The organism is Allohahella marinimesophila, assembly GCF_039538005.1.
GTDB lineage: Bacteria > Pseudomonadota > Gammaproteobacteria > Pseudomonadales > Oleiphilaceae > Allohahella > Allohahella marinimesophila.
On sequence record NZ_BAABBO010000001.1, the window covers coordinates 357,632 to 381,896 of the forward strand.

The 24,265-nt window shown below is 56.3% G+C and carries 16 protein-coding genes; 10 read left to right on the forward strand and 6 right to left on the reverse strand.

Features of this window, described 5'->3' with window-relative positions; translation table 11 throughout:
* The first annotated feature begins 1 nt into the window (after position 1).
* Positions 2-1,186: a MalY/PatB family protein gene (locus ABD735_RS01620; RefSeq protein WP_344802611.1), complete on the forward strand. Its 1,185-nt coding sequence runs from the start codon at positions 2-4 to the stop codon at positions 1,184-1,186.
* Positions 1,187-1,497: 311 nt separating this feature from the next.
* Complete coding sequence (locus ABD735_RS01625; RefSeq protein ID WP_344802613.1) at positions 1,498-2,205, forward strand: PEP-CTERM sorting domain-containing protein; 708 nt, start codon at positions 1,498-1,500, stop codon at positions 2,203-2,205.
* A gap of 69 nt (positions 2,206-2,274) precedes the next feature.
* Here the strand turns inward: ABD735_RS01625 and ABD735_RS01630 are convergent, their stop codons facing one another.
* The 3 genes from ABD735_RS01630 to ABD735_RS01640 are packed head-to-tail and all read right to left on the reverse strand — an operon-like array spanning position 2,275 to position 5,207.
* The gene (locus tag ABD735_RS01630) at positions 2,275-3,450 is read right to left on the reverse strand and encodes an acyl-CoA dehydrogenase (RefSeq protein ID WP_344802615.1); all 1,176 of its coding nucleotides are present in this window, start codon (positions 3,448-3,450) and stop codon (positions 2,275-2,277) included.
* 12 nt (positions 3,451-3,462) lie between these two features.
* Complete coding sequence (locus tag ABD735_RS01635) at positions 3,463-4,410, reverse strand: 2-hydroxyacid dehydrogenase (RefSeq protein ID WP_344802616.1); 948 nt, start codon at positions 4,408-4,410, stop codon at positions 3,463-3,465.
* Complete coding sequence (locus ABD735_RS01640) at positions 4,407-5,207, reverse strand: substrate-binding periplasmic protein (protein WP_344802618.1); 801 nt, start codon at positions 5,205-5,207, stop codon at positions 4,407-4,409. Before ABD735_RS01640 ends, ABD735_RS01635 begins: the two co-directional genes overlap by 4 nt.
* A gap of 208 nt (positions 5,208-5,415) precedes the next feature.
* Between ABD735_RS01640 and recC the strand changes: the two genes are divergently transcribed.
* From recC to ABD735_RS01680, 8 genes are read left to right on the forward strand one after another with little or no spacing between them, the layout of a single operon-like run.
* Positions 5,416-9,051, forward strand: coding sequence for an exodeoxyribonuclease V subunit gamma (gene recC / locus ABD735_RS01645; RefSeq protein ID WP_344802620.1), 3,636 nt, complete (start codon positions 5,416-5,418; stop codon positions 9,049-9,051).
* A complete protein-coding gene (gene recB, locus ABD735_RS01650; RefSeq protein WP_344802622.1) occupies positions 9,048-12,203 on the forward strand; it encodes an exodeoxyribonuclease V subunit beta in 3,156 nt (1,051 codons plus the stop codon). The genes recC and recB overlap by 4 nt, the downstream gene beginning before the upstream one ends.
* Positions 12,203-12,754, forward strand: a complete 552-nt coding sequence (locus tag ABD735_RS01655; protein WP_344802624.1) for a PD-(D/E)XK nuclease family protein — start codon at positions 12,203-12,205, stop codon at positions 12,752-12,754. Before recB ends, ABD735_RS01655 begins: the two co-directional genes overlap by 1 nt.
* Positions 12,751-14,946, forward strand: coding sequence for an exodeoxyribonuclease V subunit alpha (gene recD / locus ABD735_RS01660; RefSeq protein WP_344802626.1), 2,196 nt, complete (start codon positions 12,751-12,753; stop codon positions 14,944-14,946). The genes ABD735_RS01655 and recD overlap by 4 nt, the downstream gene beginning before the upstream one ends.
* Complete coding sequence (locus ABD735_RS01665; protein ID WP_344802628.1) at positions 14,943-15,752, forward strand: hypothetical protein; 810 nt, start codon at positions 14,943-14,945, stop codon at positions 15,750-15,752. Before recD ends, ABD735_RS01665 begins: the two co-directional genes overlap by 4 nt.
* Positions 15,753-15,765: 13 nt before the next feature.
* Positions 15,766-18,756 carry a coiled-coil domain-containing protein gene (locus ABD735_RS01670; RefSeq protein ID WP_344802630.1) on the forward strand — a complete coding sequence of 997 codons (2,991 nt, stop codon included), beginning with the start codon at positions 15,766-15,768 and terminating at the stop codon, positions 18,754-18,756.
* Complete coding sequence (locus ABD735_RS01675; protein WP_344802632.1) at positions 18,749-20,176, forward strand: hypothetical protein; 1,428 nt, start codon at positions 18,749-18,751, stop codon at positions 20,174-20,176. Before ABD735_RS01670 ends, ABD735_RS01675 begins: the two co-directional genes overlap by 8 nt.
* A 5-nt stretch (positions 20,177-20,181) precedes the next feature.
* Positions 20,182-20,769: a condensin complex protein MksE gene (locus ABD735_RS01680; protein ID WP_425548569.1), complete on the forward strand. Its 588-nt coding sequence runs from the start codon at positions 20,182-20,184 to the stop codon at positions 20,767-20,769.
* 28 nt (positions 20,770-20,797) lie between these two features.
* On the opposite strand, the gene ABD735_RS01685 is transcribed toward ABD735_RS01680, so the two are convergent.
* The 3 genes from ABD735_RS01685 to ABD735_RS01695 form a co-directional block, all read right to left on the reverse strand.
* Positions 20,798-21,754, reverse strand: coding sequence for a hypothetical protein (locus ABD735_RS01685; protein WP_344802637.1), 957 nt, complete (start codon positions 21,752-21,754; stop codon positions 20,798-20,800).
* Between the two features lie 146 nt (positions 21,755-21,900).
* Positions 21,901-22,761: an ETEC_3214 domain-containing protein gene (locus ABD735_RS01690; RefSeq protein ID WP_344802640.1), complete on the reverse strand. Its 861-nt coding sequence runs from the start codon at positions 22,759-22,761 to the stop codon at positions 21,901-21,903.
* Complete coding sequence (locus ABD735_RS01695; protein ID WP_344802642.1) at positions 22,751-24,214, reverse strand: transglycosylase SLT domain-containing protein; 1,464 nt, start codon at positions 24,212-24,214, stop codon at positions 22,751-22,753. The genes ABD735_RS01690 and ABD735_RS01695 overlap by 11 nt, the downstream gene beginning before the upstream one ends.
* Positions 24,215-24,265: the final 51 nt, after the last annotated feature.

The window sequence follows — 24,265 nt, forward strand, 5'->3', positions numbered from 1 at the left end:
CTTGCACTTTGATTTTGATGAGCCGATAGCCCGAGCAGGTACAAATTCGGTCAAGTTTGACGCTAGAAAGGCCGTATTTGGTGTTGAAGACATCATTCCGCTCTGGGTGGCTGATACCGACTTCGCTGTTCCGCCGGCGATTAGCGAGGCCTTGCTGAAGCGAGCGAAACATCCCAACTATGGCTACTCACTAGCCCCCGATAGTCTCTATCAAGCCATGATCAACTGGTTTGCCCGTCGTCACCAGTTTCCCATCGAGCGTGCTTCGATCATGCTGGCTCCCGGCGTGGTGCCATCGATACATGCCGCTGTCCTCGCGCTGACCCAGCCCGACGACGCCATTGTGATCCAGACACCCGTCTATGCGCCGTTTTTCAATATCGCAGCGCATACAGGTCGACGCCTGGTCGAGAACCCACTGCGCCTCGTTGATCAGCATTACGAGATGGACTTCGACCACCTTGAGCGCTGCGCGCAAGACGGCGCACGACTGTTGATTCTTTGTTCTCCACACAACCCGGTCGGTCGGGTCTGGCGGCGTGACGAGCTCAGCCGTCTGCTCGCAATTGCCGATGCGTATGACATGATCGTGGTAGCAGACGAGATCCATTGCGATCTTGTGTTCGAGGGGCACGCGCATACTCCGCTGGCCCTGCTGACGGATCGTCCGGATCGGGTCATTACCACCTTGGCACCCAGTAAAAGCTTCAATGTGCCCGGTCTCGGCCTGTCGGCGCTGGTGGTGAGCGATGGAGATCAGCGTAAGGCCCTCGGGAAGGTGTTTGCCTCGCTGCATATTGAAATGGGAAATCCATTCAGTCTGACTGCCTGTGAGGCCGCGTACGCTGGCGGTGAAGCCTGGCTCGACGAAATGATGAAATATGTAGACGGTAACCGCCAGTTCGTGATCAGTTTTCTTCAGAACCATGTGCCAGACATCAGGGTGATGCCTTCCGAAGGGACCTATCTGCTGTGGCTGGACTGCAGGTCTCTGTGCCAATCGAGAAATTGGGATGACCGCGATTTGAAACATTTCTTCGTGAACGAGGCCAGCATTGGTATGAACCCGGGCATTACCTTCGGCAAGAATGGCAGTGGCTTCATGCGTATGAATATCGGTACCCAGAGGTCTGTCCTGAAAGAAGCATTGCTGTTACTACAGCAGGCGCTTCACCGTAACGGCTGATCAGCAGGACAGTCGGGAAACCATACAGCGATTCCAGCAGCCCCCTGCTGAGGACGGTGCTGGAAGGCCCGTTTCAACTCGTGAGCGAGTGTTAAGTTTTGTCAATTTCTTATACATATACTTACAGTATGAATGATGAGGCTGATCAAATGCTGAGCAAAATCAATGTGCTGCAATTATGGCACGGCGGTTGCTATGTATTACTCACGAACGAATAGATCAGTAATACCTAAACGTCGTAGCTGCAGGTGCCAAAGAATGGCATGCAGGCTTCCCTTGAGTCTTACACCAGTTGCGCAGGAATTAATTAAATGACTACTTCAATGACTATCAAAAGTTTTGCTCTGACCGCTCTTGCAGCTGCTTTCGCTTTGCCAGCTTCTGCTGCGGTGATCAGCGTCTACGACGTGAAGAATCAGGCTCAGTCCTCATCTTCATGTGGTAACCCAGCCTACGGTTTGTATACCAGCACACTGCTGCGTGGATCAAACTCTGGTTGTGCGCACTTCTACAGCATTCAGGACGGTGCAACACTGACTACGTTTGACGACGGCACAGCCAAGCTGACTGGTTCTGCGATCAATCTGTACGGTATCAACGCTTCGTTCGACATGACTTTCACTGGTTTTACCGACACGTATGCCCCGGTCAAGACTGGTGGTTCTGCCAACACGGCTGACTGGACGTTCTACACCGGTCTGAGTGCTGATAGTTCCATCACTGTCAACACCACGACCTACTTTGCACAGTTGGTTGGCGCGCCTAATAACATCGGCACAATGCCTGTGTTCCAGATCGGTACTGGTGCGAACGACAAGACAGATGCTTTCGGTGGCTCGACCTGGCTGGACATGTTCTCTGCCAACGGCACGCCAATGTTCACTGGTGGCAACCACTGGGACCTGAACTTCGACCTGGATCTGCGTCCAGATACCGGCCTGGACGTTCCAGCACCAGCTACACTGGGCCTTCTGGCACTGGGTGTTGCTGCACTGAGACTGTCACGTCGTAGCAAGTAAGCTGAATACTGAGGAGCATCTGCTCTGATGGAAGCCCCTTTCGAGGGGCTTTTTTCGTTCTGACGAGATCTAGTTGAAGGCTTGCAGCCCTGTCTGAAGTTTGCCGAGGATGAGTGCATGCACATCATGCGTGCCTTCATAGGTATTCACCGCTTCGAGATTCATGACATGGCGGATGACATGATATTCGTCGGAGATACCGTTGCCGCCGTGCATATCCCTTGCAGTGCGTGCAATATCGAGCGCCTTGCCGCAATTATTCCTTTTCAGCATTGAGACCGCCTCAGGGGAAGCTTTGCCTGCATCCATCATGCGCCCCAGCTGCAGCACCGCCTGAAGACCCAATGAAATCTCGGTCTGCATGTCCACCAGCTTTTTCTGGATCAGCTGAGTGGCTGCAAGCGGCCTACCGAATTGCTGGCGTTCCAAAGTGTAAGCTCTGGCAGCGTGCCAGCAGTACTCAGCAGCCCCGAGGACGCCCCAGCAGATGCCGTAGCGAGCCTTGGTCAGACAGCTCAGGGGGCCTTTCAGGCCTGTGACATCGAGACGGTTTTCGTCAGGTACAAAAACGCCATCCATGAAGATCGAGCCAGTTTCCGAAGCGCGCAGAGAGAATTTACCCTCTATCCTGGGCGTTGTGAGGCCCTTGACGCCATCATCGTTTCGCTCGATGACAAAGCCCGTAATCTGCCCGTCCAGCTTTGCCCAGACTACAAACACGTTCGCGATAGGGGCGTTGGTGATCCAGGTCTTCGATCCGCTCAGCAGGTATCCGCCGTCGACCTTGACCGCGCGGCTAGCCATCTGTCCCGGATCAGAGCCGTGGTCCGGCTCGGTAAGGCCGAAGCAGCCAATCTTCTGGCCGGTGACCAGGGCAGGCAGTAAACGCCGCTTCAACGGCTCGGTGGCATAAGCGAAAATGGGGAAGATCACTAGCGAGGATTGCACGCTGAGGGCCGAGCGATAAGCAGAGTCGACACGCTCGACCTCCCTGGCGATCAGGCCATAACAGACATGGCTGAGACCGGGGCCGCCGTACCGCTCTGGTAGCGTGGCTCCGAGCATGCCGAGTTCACCCATTGCCGTGAACAGGCCAGGGTCGAATTGTTCGTGCCTGTTGGCCAGCAGGACGGTGGGCCGCAGTTTTGCATCACAAAAAGCCCGTATACTCTGCTGCACCTGGCGTTCGGTCTCATCGAGCTGCTCATTGAACAGCAGCAGATCGTCCCAACGTGCGGTGGCCATGGATACTCCGCTTCAGTAGCTGTGTTGACGGTCTACGATGCCGGTAACGGTTTGCCCGGCCTCGAGCGCAAGAATCTTGCCTGCTATTTGCTCGATCGTCTCATCGCGAAGCGTGGTGGCTGCTACGTGAGGCGTGATCGTGACATGAGGGTCGCGCCAGAAAGGGTGCTCGGCAGGCAGCGGCTCCTCTTCAAATACATCGAGTGTCGCGCGAATGACACGTCGCTCGGCCAGCGCTTTCAGGAGATCATTTTCGACCAGATGCCCCCCTCGACCAACGTTGATGATCATGGCCTCTGGCATCAGCTGGTTGATTGTCTGGGCATTGATGATGCCCGCGGTGTCACTGGTCAATGGCAAGGTATTCACCAGAATCCGGCTGGCGCTCAGGAAGGCGTTGAAATCCGCCTGACCGGCAAAGCACTTGACCCTGTCAAGTGCGTGCATCGAGCGCGACCAGCCATTGACGGGATAGTCGAGCTGGGCAAGAACACTCGCGACACGTCCGCCAATCTCACCCAGGCCCATGACGCCCACGGGCCAGGCCGCACGTTCGATCGGGCGGTGGGCTTTCCACGTGTTACGACCCTGCTGCTCGCGGTACAAGCCCATATTTCGGGTGATATCGATGATCTGATGCGCGACATATTCCGCCATCTGCACCGCCATGCCTGCGTTTTCCAGTCGAATAACAGGCACATTGGCAGGGAGGGTAGGCACCGCCAGAAGCGAATCTACGCCCGCACCAATACAGAAAATCGCCTTCAGGCTGGTGTGCTGATCGAATAGCGCTGCCGGCGGCTTCCATACGATGGCGTAGTCAGCGCCAGCTGGTGATGGCGTCTCATCGGTAAAGACCTCGATGCTTGCGTCGGGAATCAGCGATTTCAGCGGCTCTGTCCAGCGCTCGGGTCTTGGATCACCAACGGCCAATACAATGTTGATTCTACCTTCGCTCATGGCTGTTCTTTCGCCGTGTCATTCTTGAGGGGTTGGATGATACGGGTAATGGTCCCATCAGTTTTCATGTCTTCTATCACCTGATTGAATCGTGAAATGAACTCATCCATGAACGGATAGAGCTCCTTACGATTAGTCAAACCGATATAGCCCTCTTCATGACTGATCGAGAGTGTCTCTTCTATGCGGTCGCCTTCGTAAAGCCCGGCATTTTCAAGGTCTGTAATGCTTTGTTGTATGGCAGCGCGATCGTTGACGTAACAGTCCAGTCTGCCGGCCATCAGCTGCTTGAAAATCAAGCTGTCGGAGGCGTATTCCCTCAAGGTCACCAAGCCTTCTGCGGCGGCGTCATCGAATTGCTGACCAGTCGCAAAGCTTTGCAGCCTGCCGATGGACCTGCCCTTGAAATCGTCAGGAAACTGCGGGTTTCCGCTCGCTATCAATCCGCTTCTGCAGAAGAGCGCAAGGTGCTCCTTCATGATGCTGGTACTGTAGTGCATGAATGGTCGTGTTTCTGACCGGTCATAGGGCGGGTACAGGAAACCGATCTCTCCAGTTTCAAGCAGCTTCAGGCCTCTACCCCAGGGAACCGGTCTCAAGTCAATGTGATAGCCTGGAAGACGACGATCCGCCTCACGAATGATTTCGGTGTAATAGCCTGCCATTTCATCCCCTTCACTGTAAGCGTAGGGGGGGTAGGCGCTGTCGCCGAAAAACTTTACAACGGTGTCTGCCGACACAAGGCCAGCTGGTAAAAGACCAAGCAGGATAACGCCGATCTTCAATAGTAGTCTCATTGCTCGTCCTGGTGCCGACGCGCGCTGCCTTGAAGTGATGAGTGACAGTCGCTGAACGGTTGCTATCGAGGATCAACCCGATTCGCTGTTTGCGACGGGTGCTGTCGTTGTACTACTTTAGACTGGCCAGTCTCTGCTGGGAACCGAAAATTTGTAGTAATAGGTGTCTTTCAGCAGCGTATCCGCTTTCAGTAGTCAGGAACCATAGATGTCGCAAGCGCTAGCCGCCCAGGCCAAAGACCCCCTCGTGCCTGTTGGACTGCAGGCCATCCATGCCAATCATCTGGAAGATCTTCGCCAAATGGTGGTGTGGCTAACCAGGGAATATCCGATTCCACCGCTCGAAAACGAGGTTTTTCTGGTGCAGAGCAATGGTATCGCTCAATGGTTGAAGCTGGCGCTGGCAGAAAATAGAAGCGACGAGGGCGGCGGTTGCGGTATCAGTGCTGCCAATACCTTTCTCCTGCCGCATCGTTTCGTATGGCAGGCCTACAGGAGCGTGCTGGCCGAGGATGCGATTCCCGAGCGTTCGCCATTCGACAGGGAGAGGCTCGTCTGGCGACTCTTCCGGCTACTGCCGGAGCTGACGCACGAATCAGTATTCACGCCGTTGGCGAGATTCCTCGGTGGCGCCCGAGGCGACCAGCGGCTGTATCAGCTATCGCAACGGCTCGCTGAACTTTACGAGCAGTATGGGGTGTTCAGGGCCGACTGGTTATCCGAGTGGGCTGACGGCTCGGACAGGATGCGTCCGGCTCGAGGCAAGCCACAGGTCCTGCCTGAAGACCTGCAGTGGCAGCCCGAACTCTGGCGCCGGCTCATAGACGATATGGCGAACGAGCCTGGCTATGCTGGCAGCCGTGCCAGCATCCATGAGCGCTTCAAGGCCAGAGGCCTCACCATGGCTGCACACGACCGTCCACGCGGCCTGCCAAGACGCATTGTGGTGTTTGGAGTCTCGTCATTGCCCCAGCAGACCCTGGAGGTGCTCGATGTGCTCGGGCGATTTTCCCAGGTGGTGCTCTGCGTCCATAACCCCTGTCAGTTCTATTGGGCCGACATCGTCAGCGATCGTGACCTGCTGCGCGCTACCCGGCGGCGTGCGGCGAGGAAGGCGGCCATGCCCCCAGACCTTGATGACAGTGACATGCACCTGCATGCCCAACCGCTTCTGGCTGCCTGGGGGAAGCAGGGGCGAGACTATATACGGCTGCTGGACGAGTTCGATGATCCTGAAGTCTACCGCTCCCGTTTTCACACCGCGGGCCAACGGGTGGATATCTTTCGCGCCCCCGAAGGTGAAGGACTATTGCATCAGCTGCAGGACGACATCGTTTCGCTGCGCCCCTGTCAGGAGTCCCGAGAGCAATGGCCACCGGTCGATCCTGCCAGAGATCGATCGATCGTTTTTCATGTCGCTCACAGCCCACAGCGAGAGCTTGAGATCCTGCATGATCAACTACTTGCGGCCTTCAGCGCAGATAAGACGCTGCGTCCAAGGGATATCATGGTCATGGTGCCTGATATCAACAGTTATGCGCCGGGTATTCAGGCCGTTTTCGGACGACACGCCGAGGATGAATACTACAGCATTCCCTTTACGATATCTGACCAGGGCTTACGACATCGTCAGCCACTCGTCGTAGCGTTGGAAAACCTGCTATCGCTACCGGATAGCCGTTTCGGCGCTGTCGAGGTCATGACGCTGCTTGAAGTGCCGGCGGTCAGGGCCCGATTTGGTATTGAAGAGGGCGATCTGCCGCAATTGCTCGACTGGATCAATGGCGCGAACATCTATTGGGGGCTGGATGCCGGTCAGCGCGCAAAACTGGGTCTTCCGCAGGACATGCATCGCAATACCTGGCGCTTCGGACTGGAGCGCATGATCCTTGGCTACAGCGTGGGCGATAGCGAAGCCTGGTCAGGGATAGAGCCTTATGGCGAAATAGGTGGCCTGGAAGCCCATCTGGCCGGCTTGCTTCACGAATTCGTTGGGGCGCTGGACTGGCTGTGGCAACTGTTGCAGACAGATTGTTCGCCGCAGCAATGGGTCGACAGGCTGGCTGAGATCCAGGCAAGGTTCTTCCAGCCAGAGGACCAAGGCGATCTGCTGATGCTTGTTCGCGTGCAGGATGCCGTGGCCCAATGGCACTCGGCCTGCCGTGAGGCACGGCTGGACCAGGACGATCCTGAGGGCGAGTCGTTTGACATCCCGCTCGCCATCGTCCGCGAGGTCTGGATCGAAGGACTGGAGGACAAGGGTCTCAACCAGCGTTTTCTTGCAGGCCGTGTCAATTTCGCGACACTGATGCCGATGCGGGCGATTCCTTTTCGCTATGTCTGTCTACTCGGAATGAACGATGGCGACTATCCACGCAGCCGGCCACCGGTTGATTTCGACTTGATGGGAAAGGATTATCGTCCTGGCGATCGGTCTCGCCGCGAAGATGATCGTTATCTGTTCCTCGAGGCGATGCTCTCGGCTCGAGAGCAGCTCTACGTCAGTTGGGTAGGGCGCAGTATCAAGGATAACGCGGCTTTGCCGCCCTCGGTGCTCGTGGCTCAGATGCGTGATCATATCAATGATTGCTGGAGACTTGATCACCCGCCGGCCGCAACAGGCCGTGTGTCAGATGCCCTGACCACAGAGCATCCGCTTCAACCGTTTAGTCGGGCCTATTTTCCTGACCGGTCGAACGCCGGCGCTGATGATGCAGAGCCTGCGATTCAGAGTATTCTGGCAAGCCGGGCGCTCTTCAGTTTCGACCACACCTGGCGCAGCGCCCATCGTGAAACGGCTACGAGTTTCGGTGCGGGTGAGGTTTCGCCGTATCCGAGTAGCCATCAGGCAGCCGGAGTCGATGATCCCGTACAGCTCAATGATCTCGCACGTTTCCTTCGGCACCCGGTGCAATATTTCTATCAGCGCCGACTCGGGATCGATTTTTCGCTCGCTGAGCACGCAAGGGATGAAGCAGAGGTCTTCGAACTGGATGGTCTGGGGAAGTGGGCCTTGCAGGATGAACTTATAAGCGATGTCGTTAAATCGACTGCCGATCCTGATGAGATGCAGACCGAAGCCCGCCGCCTGATTGATCGGATGGCGGCGCAGGGTCGCCTCGGTATGGGGAGTACCGAAACCCTGCTGCATGAACTCGTGGCCGAACCGCTGCACGACCTGCACGAGCGATTTCACAAGGCGCTAGCTCGCTGGCCCATCAGCAGCGAAACGCGCATCACGGTCAGCTACCGCTACCTTGATGCGGCGCAGCCCAACAGTGTGCAGATCGAAGTCGAAGATACCATTGATGACTTGCGTGAAAACTCACAAGGCCACTTGTGTCGTCTCGTGCTGATGTCTTCATCGCTGATCAGGAACCCTGGCAAATCGTCAGCCACCTATCAATATAAGGCGATGCTGAACGCCTGGGTCATTCACGTGGCGGCTCATCTGCCAGGTGGCGAAGCAGCATCGACCGGTATGACCACTGAGCTGGTCAGCAAGAACGGCTCGATTGTGTTCAGCCCCTTGTCTTCAGAACAGGCAGACACTGTCTTCCGACACATGCTGGCTGCGTGGGTGCTGGGTATCGACCGGCCCTTGCCCCTTTCGGTATCTGCCGGATTTGCTGCTATCGGAGGCTCGTCACGAGAGGGTGCTCTACCAGCCATCCTGATGGATGCGGCAGAGGCGGCCTATGCACAGGAACTCGAATACGATGATGGCTATCTTCAGCGGGCCTTCCCCGACTTTACCACGATGGCAGAGGACCCACTGTTCACCCGGCTGGTTCGCGAGTTGTACTGTCCCCTGAAACTTAGCGCCAAGGCGACAGCGAAATGAGTACGCCTTCCACCCCTGTTATTCAGCGGCTCGATCCGCTTCGTTTCCCCCTGCATGGCAGCCGTCTTATCGAGGCCAGTGCAGGTACTGGCAAAACCTTCACCATTGCCTTCCTGTACGTGCGGCTGGTGTTGGGTCACCGCGATGATGGCAGCTTGCAGGAGGGCCTTACGCCACCAGAAATTCTGGTGGTCACCTTCACCGATGCAGCGGCGAAAGAGCTCCGCGATCGCATTCGCTCACGTCTGGTCGAAGCCGCGGCCTGTTTTTCAGAGACAGCGGAGACTAACAAGCCAGACCCTCTGCTAGTCGGCCTGCGCCAGGAGATTCCTCCTGAAGACTGGTCGGCCTGCGCCAGGAAACTGCAACGGGCGGCGGAGTGGATGGACGAAGCTGCTGTCTCGACCATTCATGCCTGGTGTAACCGAATGCTGGGTGAGCATGCCTTTGCCAGTGGCAGTTTCTTCAGGCAGACACTGCAGACCGATCTGTCCAGTGTGATGACTGAAGCCGTACGCGACTACTGGCGGACGCATATCTATCAACTCGCCCCATCCTGTGTCGGTGACATTCACGATCATTGGAAGACACCAGAAGCTCTACTCGATGACATCGTGCCCCGGCTTGGTTTTGAAGAGATGTCGGGACGAGATGACGAAGCCTCTTCGCTCGTCGACATCATCAATACCGTCAATGAAGAGCGTCAACAAAAGGCGACTGCGCATAAGCAGCCATGGCTTGAATGGTTGCCAGATCTGGAGGCACGGTTTGCGGCTGTGCAGAAGCAGAAACTCTTCGATGGCCGGAAGCTGAGAGCAGATAGCTGTACAAGATGGTTAGCCGCTATCCGCGAGTGGCTCGAAGACGACTCCAGATGCGAGCTGGGGCTGACGGTCAGTGCCTACGAGCGCTTCACGCCTGCCGGTCTGCAGGAGGCCGTGAAAACGCCAGACAAGCGCTGCGATGAGCTGGTCTCCCATCCAGCCTGGGAGTCACTGAAGCTTATTCGAGATAGCGGACGCTGGTTGCCGAGCTGTCGATCACCCTCACTGATGCATGCCGTCACCTGGGTGCGGCGGCGCCTCGAACAGGAAAAGCAGCGTCGCGCTGAACTCGGTTTCGACGATATCCTGCTTCATCTGAACAAGGCGCTCCTCGGCCATGGTGGGCAGGCGCTGGCGGATATCATTCGAGCACAGTTCCCAGTCGCAATGATTGATGAATTTCAGGACACCGATCCCGTTCAATACAGTATATTCGAGCAGATCTACCGTATTGGCGATGGTTCTGAAATCGACGCTTCTGATACTAACGTTTCGGAAGGTGGCATTTTTCTGATCGGTGATCCGAAACAGGCGATTTATGCCTTCCGCAATGCGGATATCTTCACCTACCTGAAGGCACGCAGAGCAACGACCGGCCGCCACTACTCACTCGATACCAACTTTCGCTCGACCCCGGCCATGGTGAGCGCGGTGAACCAGGTGTTTTCGCAGGCAGACGAGGCCCTGCCGAGGGCGGCATTCATGTTTGGTAAGCCCGCCGACAACCAGCTGCCATTCGTCAGCGTGAGCGCGCGTGAACCAGAAACAGTCTGGGTTGATGGCGACATGGCGTCCGCAGCACTGAGTGTCTGGACCATGGCTGACGATGAGAATGGGAAGGGTGTCAGCAAGGGCCACTATGTAGAGCACCTGAGCGAGGCCTGTGCGACGAATATCGTTCAGCTGTTGAATCGCGCCGAGCTTGGGCAGGTCGGATTTCAAAAAGGCGAAAAATTTACAGCACTGAAGGCGGGTGACATCGCTGTACTCGTCAACAAGGGTAAGGAAGCTGTCGCAGTGAGGCAGGCACTGCGACAGCGGGGTGTGCCGAGTGTCTATCTTTCGGATAGGGAGTCGGTCCTCGATACTGCTCAGGCTCGTGAGATTCGCTACTGGCTGGCCGCCTGTGCTGATCCGCTGCAGCTCGGCCTGCTCCGAGCCGCCCTCGCCACTCCCTCTATGGGGATCAGTGACGCTTATCTGGCCGCGCTGAACGAAGACGAGTTGCTCATGGAGGATGAAATTGATCGATTCACCACCCTCGGTGACATTTGGCAGTCGCAGGGTGTTCTGCCGATGCTGCGCGCACTGCTCATCGAATTTGGTATTCCCGGTCGCCTGATCGGCGGCGCCGATGGGGAGCGGCAGCTCACCGATCTGCTACATATCGCCGAAGTATTGCAGCAGGCGAGTGCCAATATCGAAGGCCGTCATGGCCTCATTCGGCACTACGTCAACATGCTCGAGAATACACCGGGCAATAGTGAGCTGCTACAGGTGCGGCTTGAAAGCGATGCAGATGTCGTGCAGGTGATCACCGTGCATAAATCGAAGGGGCTGGAGTACCCCCTGGTATTTCTGCCGTTCGCCATCAACTTCCGACCGGTACAGAAAAAAGACAGCCTGATCAAGTGGCACGACGATAGCGGCCAGCTGCACATGGGGCACGGTAAGGACGATGTTCCAATTACGCTGGCAGACGATGAGCGACTTGCTGAGGATGTTCGCAAGCTCTACGTCGCGCTCACCCGTGCTCGTTTCAGGACCTGGGTCGGCGTAGCCGACACGCGAGACTGGGATCGTAGCGGACTTGGCTATCTCACTGGCTCGACGCCGTCGAAGGAGACGCTGAGCGAGGCGCTACAGTCGATAGCCGGCGGTACAGTCTCTGCTGACGGGGCCATCGTTGTAGAACCCGTGCCAGAGCCGGATTCGGTATCCATCAGTGAAAAATCGTTGGCATCGCTTGGACCTGCCTTGACGCCGCAGAGAGTGGCGCGAGAGCACTGGTGGATCGCCAGCTACTCGGCAATTGCTTCGAGACTGCCGACACCGGACTCCTCCCAGGAGGCCACGGCAGGCGATGAGTTCACCGAGGATCAGAGCACGATTCCAGCGTCAGGACATCCCGGTGATACTCGCCATCATGAGTTTCCGCGCGGCGCAGTGGCCGGTGTGTTTCTGCACGGTCTGCTCGAGTGGGTGGCTGAACGCGGCTTCCTGGCCGTCGCATCGGGTGAAGCCAGCGACGAGATGCGCGACATGTTGCGTCGCCGCTGTTTTCCTCGAGGCTGGGATATTGGGTCGACGCCCTCGAACGCTGGCTGATGGGTCTGATTCAGGTTCCGCTTGGGAGTGCAGGGAAGGGTGTCTTTAGTCTGGGCGCGCTGCATACCTATCAGGTCGAACTTGAGTTCTGGTTTGAAACCAGAGCAGTCGATAGCCGGGCACTCGACGCGCTGCTAAACCGCCACACCGTCTCGGGCGCACATCGTCCAGCTCTGGCGAGCATGACGCTCAATGGTATGCTCAAGGGCTTCATCGACCTGGTGTTCGAGCACGAAGGTCGATATTTCGTGCTCGATTACAAGTCAAATTATCTGGGAGCGGGCGACGCCGCCTATACCAGCGAGGCCATGCAGGCAGCAATTCTCGAAAAACGTTACGACCTTCAGTTCGTCCTCTACCTGCTCGCCCTGCATCGACTGCTGAGGTCAAGGCTGCAGGACTACGATTATGAACGCGACGTTGGCGGGGCAATCTACTTTTTTCTCAGAGGCTACGAATCGTCAACTCGGGGCGTTTTTATCGAAAAACCACCACTGGCTGTGATCGAGGCGCTCGATTCGCTGTTCTGCGGCGAAGAGGCGATGGCATGAATCACATATTTCCTCAAACCCCGGAAGCCATGCTGGCGCTGCTCGATAGCTGGCTGGCTGCGGACTGGCTGCGCGCGTTGGATGTCGCTTTCGCCCGTCTACTCGATAGTCAGGCGGCAACTCGTGGCGAATCTCTGTCGCCGCTCTTGCTGCTGGCCGCGGCGCTGACGTCGCACCAGGTGGGGCGTGGCCATGTTTGTCTGCATATCGGCCAGCTAACTTCACAGGATCCCGATGCGATACTCGTCCTGCCTCCGGAAAATGCCATACCGGAGGAAGTGGGTGAGTCAGCGACTGTTCGACCGTCATCCCTGCTCAGCGCTATTACACTGAAGGATTGGGAGTCAGCCCTGAATGAACCATCGACGGTCGGTGGCGTCCCAGTTGATAGCAGCTTTACGGGATCCACGCCCCTTGTCAGAGTGGGCCCCAGACTTTATCTGAGGCGATTCTGGACCTACGAGCAAATTATTTCCGATGGTATACGTTCGAGATTAGCGGTCACCGTGCCCTGCAATGAGCCAGATTCGCAGGCAGCCAGCCAACTGCGGGAGGCACTCGATGCTATGTTTGGAGCTGAAGGCACTTCCGGATCTCAGTCTGCGGACTGGCAGAAGATAGCCTGCGCTCTGGCGGCTCGTAGTCAGTTCAGCATCATCACAGGCGGTCCCGGTACCGGTAAAACGACGACAGTTCTTCGCCTGCTCATGGTGCTTCAGTCGGTGGCCATGCGGGACCTTGGTGTCAGGGGCACTCGTCCGCTTCGGATACGTCTGGCCGCACCGACCGGCAAGGCAGCGGCGCGGCTAAGCGAGTCCATCTCCGGTTCCGTCGATGCCCTGTCGATTGGGGACTTGCCAGAAGGTGACCGTCTGCGATTGAGCATTCCCACGGTTGTCACCACCCTGCATCGCTTGCTGGGGAGTCGTCCGGGCACCAGGCTGTTTCGTCATCATGCTGGCAATCCTCTCCCAATCGATGTACTCGTCATAGACGAAGCCTCGATGGTCGATGTCGAAATGATGGCCGCTGTATTTCAGGCTTTGCCACCCCACGCTCGGCTCATCCTGCTCGGGGACAAAGATCAGTTATCTTCGGTCGATGCCGGCGCCGTGCTGGGTGAGCTATGCCAGCGGGCAAACGAAGGCGGCTATACGCCAGCGACTGCACAGTGGCTGCAACAGATTGCGAAACAGCAGCTGGATCAGGGTTACATCGTCAATGAGTCGGATTCTTCCCAAGGTCGGGCCATCGACCAAAGCATCACCATGCTTCGCAAGACCTGGCGCTTCGGCGACAACAGCGGCATCAAGGCGCTGGCTGAGCTGATCAACGCTGGCAGGCTGGACGCTGCCGCACTCGAGCCATTTCAGGGAGGATCATTTTCAGACCTTGCGTGGTTGAAGGTTCGAGGCTCATCTGCCGCAAGCTCTGACGTTATTTCCATGCATGCGCTGACAGGTAGCCCGGCAAGCTTTCCAATGAAAGGCTCGCTTGCCGATGCCTGGTCACAGGATGGCCCTTTTGGCTATCAGCATTACCTGGAGATCATGCGTAAAACGCGACCCGCCGTTGATGCTGGCTCTCCAGCTTTTGATGATTGGGCGAAAGCCGTCCTGGAAGCCTTTTCCAGATTTCAGGTGCTCTGTGCCTTGCGTGCAGGACCTTTTGGTGTGGCAGGACTGAATGAATTGATAGCGGAGGCTTTGAACACGAAAAAGCTGATCCAGCGCAATGGTAGCTGGTATGCCGGTCGCCCGGTGCTCGTGACGCGGAATGACTACTCGCTGAAGCTGATGAATGGTGACGTCGGTATTACACTCAGCGTGCCGGCATCCGTCTCAGCGCCCAGTCGCGAGTCGCCGTCGACCAGGATTCTGCGAGTTGCCTTCCCGATGGGCGATGGGTCTGGGGGCATACGCTGGGTGTCCCCCAGTCGTTTGCAGGCGGTCGACACCGTGTACGCGATGACTGTTCACAAATCACAGGGTTCAGAGTTCGCCCACACCTGCCTGGTGCTCCCCGACCGCTCGAGCCCTGTCCTCACCCGGGAGCTGATTTATACAGGAATCACTCGCGCCAGAAACTGGTTCAGCCTCATTGTTCCAGACGAACAGACCTTTCTCGATGCCGCGAGGCATCGGGTGGTCCGGTCATCAGGCCTGGGAGAATTGCTGGGATTGTCGCAGTGACACTGGCCGGATATCTCGAAAAAATCCGCCAGGGAAAACCAGTGAATTACGAAAACTTCCTCAGGTGCCTGCCTGCGGATATTTCTGCCCGACATATGCTCATTTTCAGCACCACCCGTGTGGGCGCTCAGCGATGGTTGGTAACTTGCCAAGAGGCAGGGCTGATTGAAAAGCTTCAGAGTGCGGCCACCAAGCCAGATGATCGTGTAGCTGCGGCCGTCCTAGGCAACTCGCACCAAACAGTTTCTGAAGCCGCTATCCTGTTGGTGTATCATTCTTTGCTAGTAGATAGCAGGCCCGGCGTCGTTTATCTGTCGGCAGATGAGACAGTGCAGGACTTCAAATGCAAGCCGCTGGCCCTTCTCATTGAAAACCAGCAGAACTTTGTGCAAAGTGCCGCGATGCTGCGGATTGCATCGGCTTTTTGCGGCCAGTTGCTGACACTCGAGAATACCGATGTGGTCTATGGTGGCGGGAGTCGCGTCAATAGTGCTCGCATCACGTCCTGGTTGTCACACTACGATGACATCATCTGTGCCTTCGATTTCGATCTTGGCGGGCTGCGCATGTTCAGGGCGCTGAAGAAGAGGCTCGGGATTCAGACTACCTTTCTTCAGCCACCGGACTGGGCGCCGTTTCGCGACTACTTTATATACCCACCAAGAACGACGAAGCGTTTTCTGCAGGCCATCGATCTCGCCACGCAACTCGGATTTACCGGGCTGGCAGAAGTCATACATCAGACTGGCCACTTCATGGAGCAGGAAAGCCTTTTGGCGGAGCCATCCGCCCTTGAACGACTTTAGAGAAGATATAGATATGCCAGATCAGCCTGCTCACTCGCAGAAGTTCAATTTCGAAATCCGACGTCTCGTCCTCGTCGACTCGGCTGGTTTCTGTTACGTCGAGATTCCGGTAGACCAACATGCCCTGCTGCTGGGCAGTGGCAACCTCGGCAAATCGAGCCTGCTCAATTCCCTGCGATTGTTTCTGTTGCCAGAGAACAACTTCCGCAATAGCCGGCTCAAGTTTGCTTTCAGAAATGCCAGCGCCGGCAGCTACTACAGCAAGGAGGAAAGCTTCCAGCATTACTTCCCGGGGATGCACAGCTTTCTCATCATGGAAGTGCGCAATCCCGTCGGCACGCACTGCCAGATCCTGCACCGAAGTCAGTCGCAGACACGTGAGCTGGGCTACGGCCGAATCTTTATCCCTGCGCCATATAGCGAACTACGGCCGCTGTTCTGGGACACGGCAGGTGACGAAGAGGGCATCGGCCGGGCCGTACCAGGCCTTTCATTGCGCACGCTGACCGAAGCAGCGAAGAAATATTCCAGGGACAGCATATTCACCAGTGATACCGCTCGGCTCCGCAGCATGTTGTATGCGAGCGAGATGATGTCCCAGGAAGCCATGCGTTATTGTGTGCTCCCACTGAGCGACACCGATGATCGAAGGGTAGAGTCCCTGCGAACACTGATTCTGCTCTTGTTCGAGATGAGCGCCAATGACAAGGCGATGGCAGCGGCGGTCGCCAGCATCGTCGAGGCCGACAAGAAATTCACGGCAGACGCACTGGATTTTGATATCGATCAGTTCCTGCAGCGACATGAGGATCTCAAGGCGCAGAACGAAGGCCTGACCGATGTCGAAAAGGAGCAAGGACGCTATGAGCGCTTCCATGCGGCTTACCATCGTTACCGCGAGCTGGCACAGACCCAACATGAGTTTGCGGCTTTTCGCGATGGTTTGAGCGCTGTGCTGGCTTCGACGAAAACACAACGGGCGAGCCTGGCCGAAACGCTTGGTGTGCGGGAGTCCGAGATGAAGACGCTGCGTCAGAAGGTTGCCGAACTTGAACGCAGTGTCCAGGAGTCTGCTGGTGCCATTCGCGAGAATGAGCGAATGCAGAAGCAGGCTGAAAGCGATCTTCGTGACGGCGAGGTGCTGCTGTCCCGATACCCAGGCATGCGTGCAGATCAGGTCGAAGATACGCTCAAGGAAGAACGAAGTGAGCTCGAGCAGCAACTCAACGCCTTGCAGAACGAAGCCCAGGCTGAAGAGCAGCGGCTGCGTTTGTCCCAGAAGATCAGGGCACAGCAGACGCAGTTGGACGCGCTCGACCTTCGGATAGCTGGAGCGGAGTTCCAGCTGGGTCGCCAACTGGATGAATCAGTGGCAGCGCCATTGCGGGCGGTCGAGCCACGTCTACTGCAGGCAAGCCCGGGACGTCTACTTGAGCCTGAGCAGCTGGCGCAGATTGAGGGCTTTTCGAAGCTTTTTTGCGCCCAGGCTTCGAGTGAATCGAAGAAAGTATTTGACTGGTTCGATATCAGTTTTAATGGCCGCGAGCCGGAGACAGAGAATCTACAGGCACAACGCAAGACGCTATACCTCGAGCAGAGCAACCTGAAGGACCAGCTAGAGGACCTTAGCGACACAGGGCAGAGCCCGAATGACCGACCTCGGAAAATAGAAAAGCTGAAGAAAGCGCTGACATCCACTCAGAAAGATCTTGTGCTGTTGCAACGTCTGGCAGGTGCCGAGGTCAGGCTGGCCGATATTGCCGCTGCCATCGAAAAGAATCGAGCGCTTCAGTCAGCGCAGGAAGACGCCTTGAAAACACAGCTAAACGATCTTCAAAGCTGTCAATCACGACTTGCGGCCGACCGTGCTGCGCTGGACCAGGTCGACACCCGCCAGAGCGGCCTGTTCTCGCTGGAGCAGGATCTCAGCAATCTTCAGTCGAGAATACGACATCTGGAACAGGCGTCGGCTGAAGCGCCGTTGCCAGCTGAATCGATCAATACAGAACATTTTTCGCAGATCAGGCTGCAGCTTGAAGACTTCGAGCAGTTGCGAGTGGCGGTGCTATCTCACATTCGCGAGTTCGCCATGGTGGGCGTGATTGATCATGGTGATGGTCAGCGCACGCAGGAAAGTCCTTCTTCAGCGACTATTCGGGAAGCCTACCAGGCACTTGAGACTATTTTCATGGAATTGCCCGCGCGGCGCGAACTGCTTCGGAAGCAGATACAGGGTCACAACGAAACAGTGGCATCGTATCGGCAGGCACTCAAGGCCAACGACGAGCACATCAGGCGCTTTGAGCGCAGCCTCAACAAGGAGCTTGAAGACGTCACGATCAATGACCTTGCAGAAGTTCGGGTGGATATCCATTGTCATCCGAAATTTCGTAACCTCGTGGAAGAGTCTGCCGCGATCGACCCATTTTCGGCTGAACTGTTGTCCGATGCGTTCTACGAGCGTCTGAAAGTGTTCGTCGCCGAGTTTTTCGATGCCAATGCTTCTGGAGTCAGTCCTGCACGCCAGCACGGCTACCGCCTTACAATGGATCGGGTCATTACTGGCATTTCCTATCGAACTCGCAAGGAAAGCCAGACCAGCCTCGATCGAAAAGGGCAGTCGACATCGACCACCGCCCTGATCAATCTGGAACTTGTCCAGCGCCTGCTCCGACGTGTGCTGTATCCGGGCATCCGGCTTGAATTCCCGATGGTACTGGACGAACTCGCGAGCGTTGATGTCAGTCAGGTGCCAGCTCTTCTGCACCGTCTGAAGCAACAGGGCTTCAATCTCTTCGCCGCAGCGACACACAGTGCGAGTCCGGAGCTGATTTATCAGATTGGCCGGCATTTCGAAATCGGTCAGATGCGAACGGCGCGCCCCTACGACAAGCGGCGGACTCTCGTCTTTTGGGGTGGGGCAGAGGGCTTTACCAGTGAAGCTGAGTTTGGCGGCTGGTTCTCGCAGGAGCAGAGTGAGCTGCTGGAGCAGGGCATTGAGTAAGCGTTTCTCCACAATCGAGACCACGCGGATTCTGTTTGAGCATCCGCGTATCATGTTCAGTCTTATCCAGCGAATGGATCGAGCCTCAGAACGATTCGTGCGCGAGTCGGATCTGACGCATGCGGTGGTCGAGTACACGAGTAGCATGAAGGCACGCGAACGTGCACGCCTGATCAGAGCGTTCAGTAGCGACAACCTGTTCCACTCGACGCTGGTCATCGATATCGACAATGTCGAGGGCGAAAGACGGCTCGTTTTCCAGGAGCCTCTGATAGGATTGCTGCGCGCCTGCAATGCTTCGCTCTACCAGGAGCTGACGGACGCCCGGCTGCGGACCCGCCTCGTTGGTCTGTGGGACACCCAAGCCAGGCTGATGGTATCCAGTTTTCACCGGGCAGATCCAGACTTTGTCGAGTTGATCGATGACCTCAATGAGCAGGTCAGTCTGCTCATCGGTTTATTGCGGCAGAATATCGATCGTATGCAGGGCATCAGTAGCGATCTTGCCGGGATTTCTGCCGAGGCCAGTCGTTCGCCAGAGCAGTTCGCCCAATTCCGCCAGACCCTGCTGCAGCAGATCGCCCACCTGTATGAGCGACATCTCAAGCCTACATTGGCCTTCCTGAATCCTGATACCCGTCTGGAAGATGGCGACAATCTGTTGGCCACGCTCGAGTCAATCAAGAGCCTTCTGGACCGCAATGGCTGGGAGGCTGCAGCCAACCAGCTCTTTCGGGCCACGCTCAGCCTCAATGCCATGCACCGGCCGATCGAAGTGGTAGCCCGTGAGGTAGACAACTTCCTGCGCAAGACCAGGAACGGCATGTTGCAATACAACGCGATGGCGCATCATTTCGAACGCTTGCAGTCGCTGCATCGCGACACCCAGACGCAGGACCTTCGCAAGACGAGATTGAGCGCCCAGGATTTCGTTCAGCAGACCGGATTCATGCGTGGCCTCAAAGGCCATTCCAGGCCCAAGCCCTACGCCTTTGGCGAAAGCGTCAGTTATTTCCAGGTACTGTTTTCAGAAATAGAACTGCGACTTTCCGATATCCAGCGAGCGTCCAAGGCCCCAGACCTTCCGCAGCTGGCTGCTTCGACAGCGCCAGCGCTTACCGATATACGCCGGATAGAAAAGCTGTTTGGATGGATCGATACCCTCGAGCTGCGATCGAGCCCGGATCTTGTCAAAGAGCTACACGGCCGGCTTCATGGATTTATCGAGGGCTATCAGTTTCCCGACCTGCTCGGAGCGCTGAATCGATTTTCAAATGGGCCAGTGGCGGGTGGACGGGTCATCACGTCAAATCGATTCAGAACCCTGGTACACGAGGATGGTCATCTATTCGTATACCGGCGTCGCCGTCTCGACACAGGCCAGAAACAAAACCAGATCAATGGAGCAGGGACATCGTGAGTGCTATGACAGAGAGTCAGCGTTCAGGCTTTGAAGGCATTCTGCCTAAGCAGAGTGCTGCGATATACAGGGAGCTGACAGCAGGCAAGGTAATCTTGCGGTCACTATGGAATGTCCACACAGCGGAGCTGGAGGACAATCCACTGTACAATCTGGTATTCAACCACCTCTCCCACTTTACTGAGCTATACGCACATCTGGGCTATGAGCTGGCCTTCAGTGACGCCGGTGGATTCTTCTATCTCAGGGAGGTGCTGGATGATGACAGTGATGAGCATGACGAAAACGCGTTGAAAATACAGGTCGCCCTGCTTCTCATCGGGCGTTACTTCGCACGCACAGGGCGCGATCTGATGTACCTTGGGCGTGCCGATGCCGGCCTGAAGGACGAAGATCTCAACGCCATGGCTGCAGATGACGAATACAACGATATTCTGCGAACCGCGCGCTTCGACAAGGGCTGGGGCGAGGCCATGGACTTTCTGGTTCGTAGGCACTTTGTCTTCAGAAGTGGACCGGAGCGCTTCTTCCTCAGCTCGGCCGGCATGAACTTCCTGATTCGGCTTGTCAGCGCCTTCAGCGAAGATAGTTAAGAGCCCTCTTGCCGGAGGCTGGCCTGGCTCAGGGAATGATCACCAGCCAGGCCATAACGCGAAGTGCAGCGCCTTCGGGCCGATCAAAACGAATACGCATGACGCGTGCTTTCAGTGTACTGGTGGTCTGCTGACTGATCTGTGTGATCTGAATGAGCCCCGCATTATCTGAGGTCACTATAAGATTGTCTTCAGAGACATCTGTGCTTTTCTCAAAGGCCAGTTGAATGGCAGCCTGCTTGATAGCGAGCTTGATCTGGTCGGACACAAGCCCGGACGCTGCGCGCTTGTCTATAATGCCAACAGCGCCATCCATCCCGAGGTGCTTTGGATTACGCACCCATCCCAGATCGTCGCTAGCCAGGCTGATTTCGCTGGCCAGCGGCAGATCGAGGACGATCTGCTGATACAGTGTATCGCTGGCCTCACATTGATGGGCCACATGGAAGGGTACGACCTCGCGCGCGCCCGTATCCACATCCCCCTGTTGATGATAGATCAGGTAATTCTGCTGACCAATGCGGCCCTGATGAAGCTCCGTGCTGGCATCCACGTCTACTCCAAACATGTATTCAGCCTGCAGAAGCGCATTCTCCATGGCATTGAGGGTCTGGCGGTAGGCGCTCATTGAGCGATAGCTGATCCCGAGCAAAGCTGGCTTGTTATCAACAGCGCCATGGCATAACCAGGCTGGGTCGCAGGTCTCTATGCGGCAGGCGGGTGCGCTGCAGCTGTTGTCGTCTATTGGTGAAAATGCCGCATAGGCGTAAACCTGCCCATGGCTGATATGGGTGTCGAAGAACAGCCGTCTTCCGGCAAGCTGCTTTTCTTCGAGCGCCTTTTTCAGCAGCATATCATCGCAAGCGAGCGCGAGTGTGTTGCAGAGGCCGCTGATCGCACGCATTTCACTCAGAGCTTTTGGCGTCGTGCCTCCTGCATGGATGTTGCGAGCAATGCCTATCTGCCCAACCTTGCTCCCCTGCACCAATGTTTCCATCCAACAGGGTGCGGCATCTGCAGCTGCAGGGGTCGCCAAGCCGATGAAGCCAAAAGTCGCAGCTATCAGGCACCCCGTGAGTGCACCGGGTCGGGGTTGGCGTGCAGCTGTTTGTCTGTTGCATCGCATGCCGGCTAGCGGCCGAAATAATTGGCGAACTCAGCGCCGGTCAGGATGCCTTTCTGAATCAGCGTGAGATCCAGGGTACCCCGTCCATACATATTCGGTGACGAAGTTTCACGCAAGCTTGTTTGGACCCCCAGCTCTGCATCGACATCGCCGTGTACGACCGCGTCGTAGAGGGCAACAAGATTCTGGTCGGCCGGTGACTGTGTGAACGAGACGATGCCAAGATAGGTATGAAAGAACAGACCTGCCTTTCCAGAGTCCAGCTCTTCAAGATAGTAGCTGACGGTATTCGAGTGATCGACTACATACGTTTTGGGGTTGGCAGGGTAGGCGGCGAAAACAGATTGCTGCAGTTCGAAATCGGCTGCCTCATTGTCTACTACGACTGGCGTGAAATCCTCCTTCAGTGGAACCACGAAGTGGGCGGTCACCCGCTGGTCGGCGATAAAGACAGTGAGCAGAAATTTTTCGTCGTAATAGTATCTGGCTTCGATACCATCCTCGATCGCTTTGGACACCTGTGGTTGGCCAAGGAGATTCTCAATATAGCCTTCCGTGTTCCCAACATGAATCTGGTCGAGCAGGTCGTACTCTACCGTGTTGGTCAGGCGCGACTGCAGCTTCATCAGACTGCCCTCAATCAGCGTGACCGCCTCAGAAAACTGTCCGAGCGCAATGATAGTGGCCGCTACCGCAAAGAATATGCTTCTGAAGCGTGTCCAGGCGGGCGTGTGCAGCGCCCGTTTCTTCATTTCCTCATCAACTTCCTCATCGACTTCACTGGCTACGAAATTCTGCAGATCCCTGGCCAGTTCTTCTCTCAACTCAGCCTTGAGCGATGTTTTCTGCACATCATCAATCGGCATTGGCAAGAGATCCTGTCAGTGGACCATCTGTAGTTCGATACTTGTCCATACGACTGACGACCCGCTGCAGATAATGCCTCGTCTCTTCATAAGGCAGGTTTTCGATGAGATGATCGTAAACCTCTTCTGGTGTCATGGCATTGATCTTCGGCAAGGCCGTACCCAGACGGGTCGTGCCAATGAAGGCCTTGGCGACATTGCCAGCGCCAGTATTGTAGGCTGCTATCGAACAGTAGAGCCGGCTCAGAGGATCGTTCACCCCCTTGAGATATCGATAATAGAGAATGTTCAGGTATGTGGACCCAATCTCGATGTTCTTGTCCTGGGTATACAGATATGAGGGCGCCAGAACTCTGCCTTTGCCGAACAACTGCTCAGTGGCGTCTATGCCCGCTGACCCTGGCACGATCTGCATCAGGCCGTAGGCAGGCACTGGCGATTTTGCCATCGGATTGAATGCTGATTCGGTTTCGATAATGGCATAGACCAGGGCCGTGTCCATCTTGGCACTGTTGGCAAAGGTGGTGACATCGCCTTCCAGTAGTCGCGCCGCTTTTGGCAGCCGGTTCAGGCGAGCGTCTGCCATCTGGCGTGGTGCAGGGACTGCCTTCGGCTGCGGTGTGGACTGAACGGGTTCACTGGCCTTCGGTGTCGGCTTAGACTGAGGCTCGGCCTTGGGTGCTGGTGTTGCTTCAGGTATCGGATCTGGCTCTTCAGCCTCCGAACCCAGCGGGACCTCTATGGTGACAACCTTCTGACCCTGCTGGTTGGTACTTTCCTTTCGGCTCTGCTTCGACACAAGATCGTTGACGATGGCGTTGACTTCCTCGTCGCTGGGCTCAGTCTCGTCAGAGACGAAAGGTAGTAGAATCGGCTCCGGCTCGACCTCAGCGGTCTGCAGCATTGTCAGTTCGGCCTTGCTCCGCTTCTCGATCGCCTGCGCTATTTTGTCGTCAGAAAAGGCTTGTGCCTGGTTTTTGGTGAGCAGGGCTTTCAGACGCTCACCGAGACGTTCATCACTGACACCCTTGTCGTCAGCATCAACAACGGTGGACATCGCTATGGTTTTTTTCTCGAAGTCTACCGAATTCCGCTCCTTCAGATCGCCTGAGTAGTCCACCCAGACCTTTGGGCCGGACAGCTCGGGAGTGTCCCAGACCTGCTGCAATTCCTTGCTGTAGCGCTCAGTCTCCTCCGCAGCGATTCGAGTATAGGCGGCGTACTCTTCCATCAGTTTTGTCTTGTAATCGTCGAACTCGCCCTGGTGAGATTTTTTGTAGGCTTCAAAGTCATCCGCCTCGGTGTTCTGCGGCTTGGCGTCAGTCGAGCCAGAGGCCGTGGCAGCTTCCAGCTCCGCGAAAGGATCGTCCGCATTTGCCATCTGTATGGCAGGCAACAGCAGCAAGACTGCCAATGCTGAAGGCGCGAGGTGACGATAGCCGAAGATATACATGATGAACGTCCTTTCGACGGTGGGCTGTTTGTACAGTGATGTTATCGGTTA

Coding starts and splice junctions, on each gene's coding strand:
- ABD735_RS01625 (WP_344802613.1), top strand. CDS start 1,498: ATGACTACTTCAATGACTATCAAAAGTTTTGCTCTGACCGCTCTTGCA.
- ABD735_RS01630 (WP_344802615.1), bottom strand. CDS start 3,450: ATGGCCACCGCACGTTGGGACGATCTGCTGCTGTTCAATGAGCAGCTC.
- ABD735_RS01635 (WP_344802616.1), bottom strand. CDS start 4,410: ATGAGCGAAGGTAGAATCAACATTGTATTGGCCGTTGGTGATCCAAGA.
- ABD735_RS01640 (WP_344802618.1), bottom strand. CDS start 5,207: ATGAGACTACTATTGAAGATCGGCGTTATCCTGCTTGGTCTTTTACCA.
- recC (WP_344802620.1), top strand. CDS start 5,416: ATGTCGCAAGCGCTAGCCGCCCAGGCCAAAGACCCCCTCGTGCCTGTT.
- recB (WP_344802622.1), top strand. CDS start 9,048: ATGAGTACGCCTTCCACCCCTGTTATTCAGCGGCTCGATCCGCTTCGT.
- ABD735_RS01655 (WP_344802624.1), top strand. CDS start 12,203: ATGGGTCTGATTCAGGTTCCGCTTGGGAGTGCAGGGAAGGGTGTCTTT.
- recD (WP_344802626.1), top strand. CDS start 12,751: ATGAATCACATATTTCCTCAAACCCCGGAAGCCATGCTGGCGCTGCTC.
- ABD735_RS01670 (WP_344802630.1), top strand. CDS start 15,766: ATGCCAGATCAGCCTGCTCACTCGCAGAAGTTCAATTTCGAAATCCGA.
- ABD735_RS01680 (WP_425548569.1), top strand. CDS start 20,182: ATGACAGAGAGTCAGCGTTCAGGCTTTGAAGGCATTCTGCCTAAGCAG.
- ABD735_RS01690 (WP_344802640.1), bottom strand. CDS start 22,761: ATGCCGATTGATGATGTGCAGAAAACATCGCTCAAGGCTGAGTTGAGA.
- ABD735_RS01695 (WP_344802642.1), bottom strand. CDS start 24,214: ATGTATATCTTCGGCTATCGTCACCTCGCGCCTTCAGCATTGGCAGTC.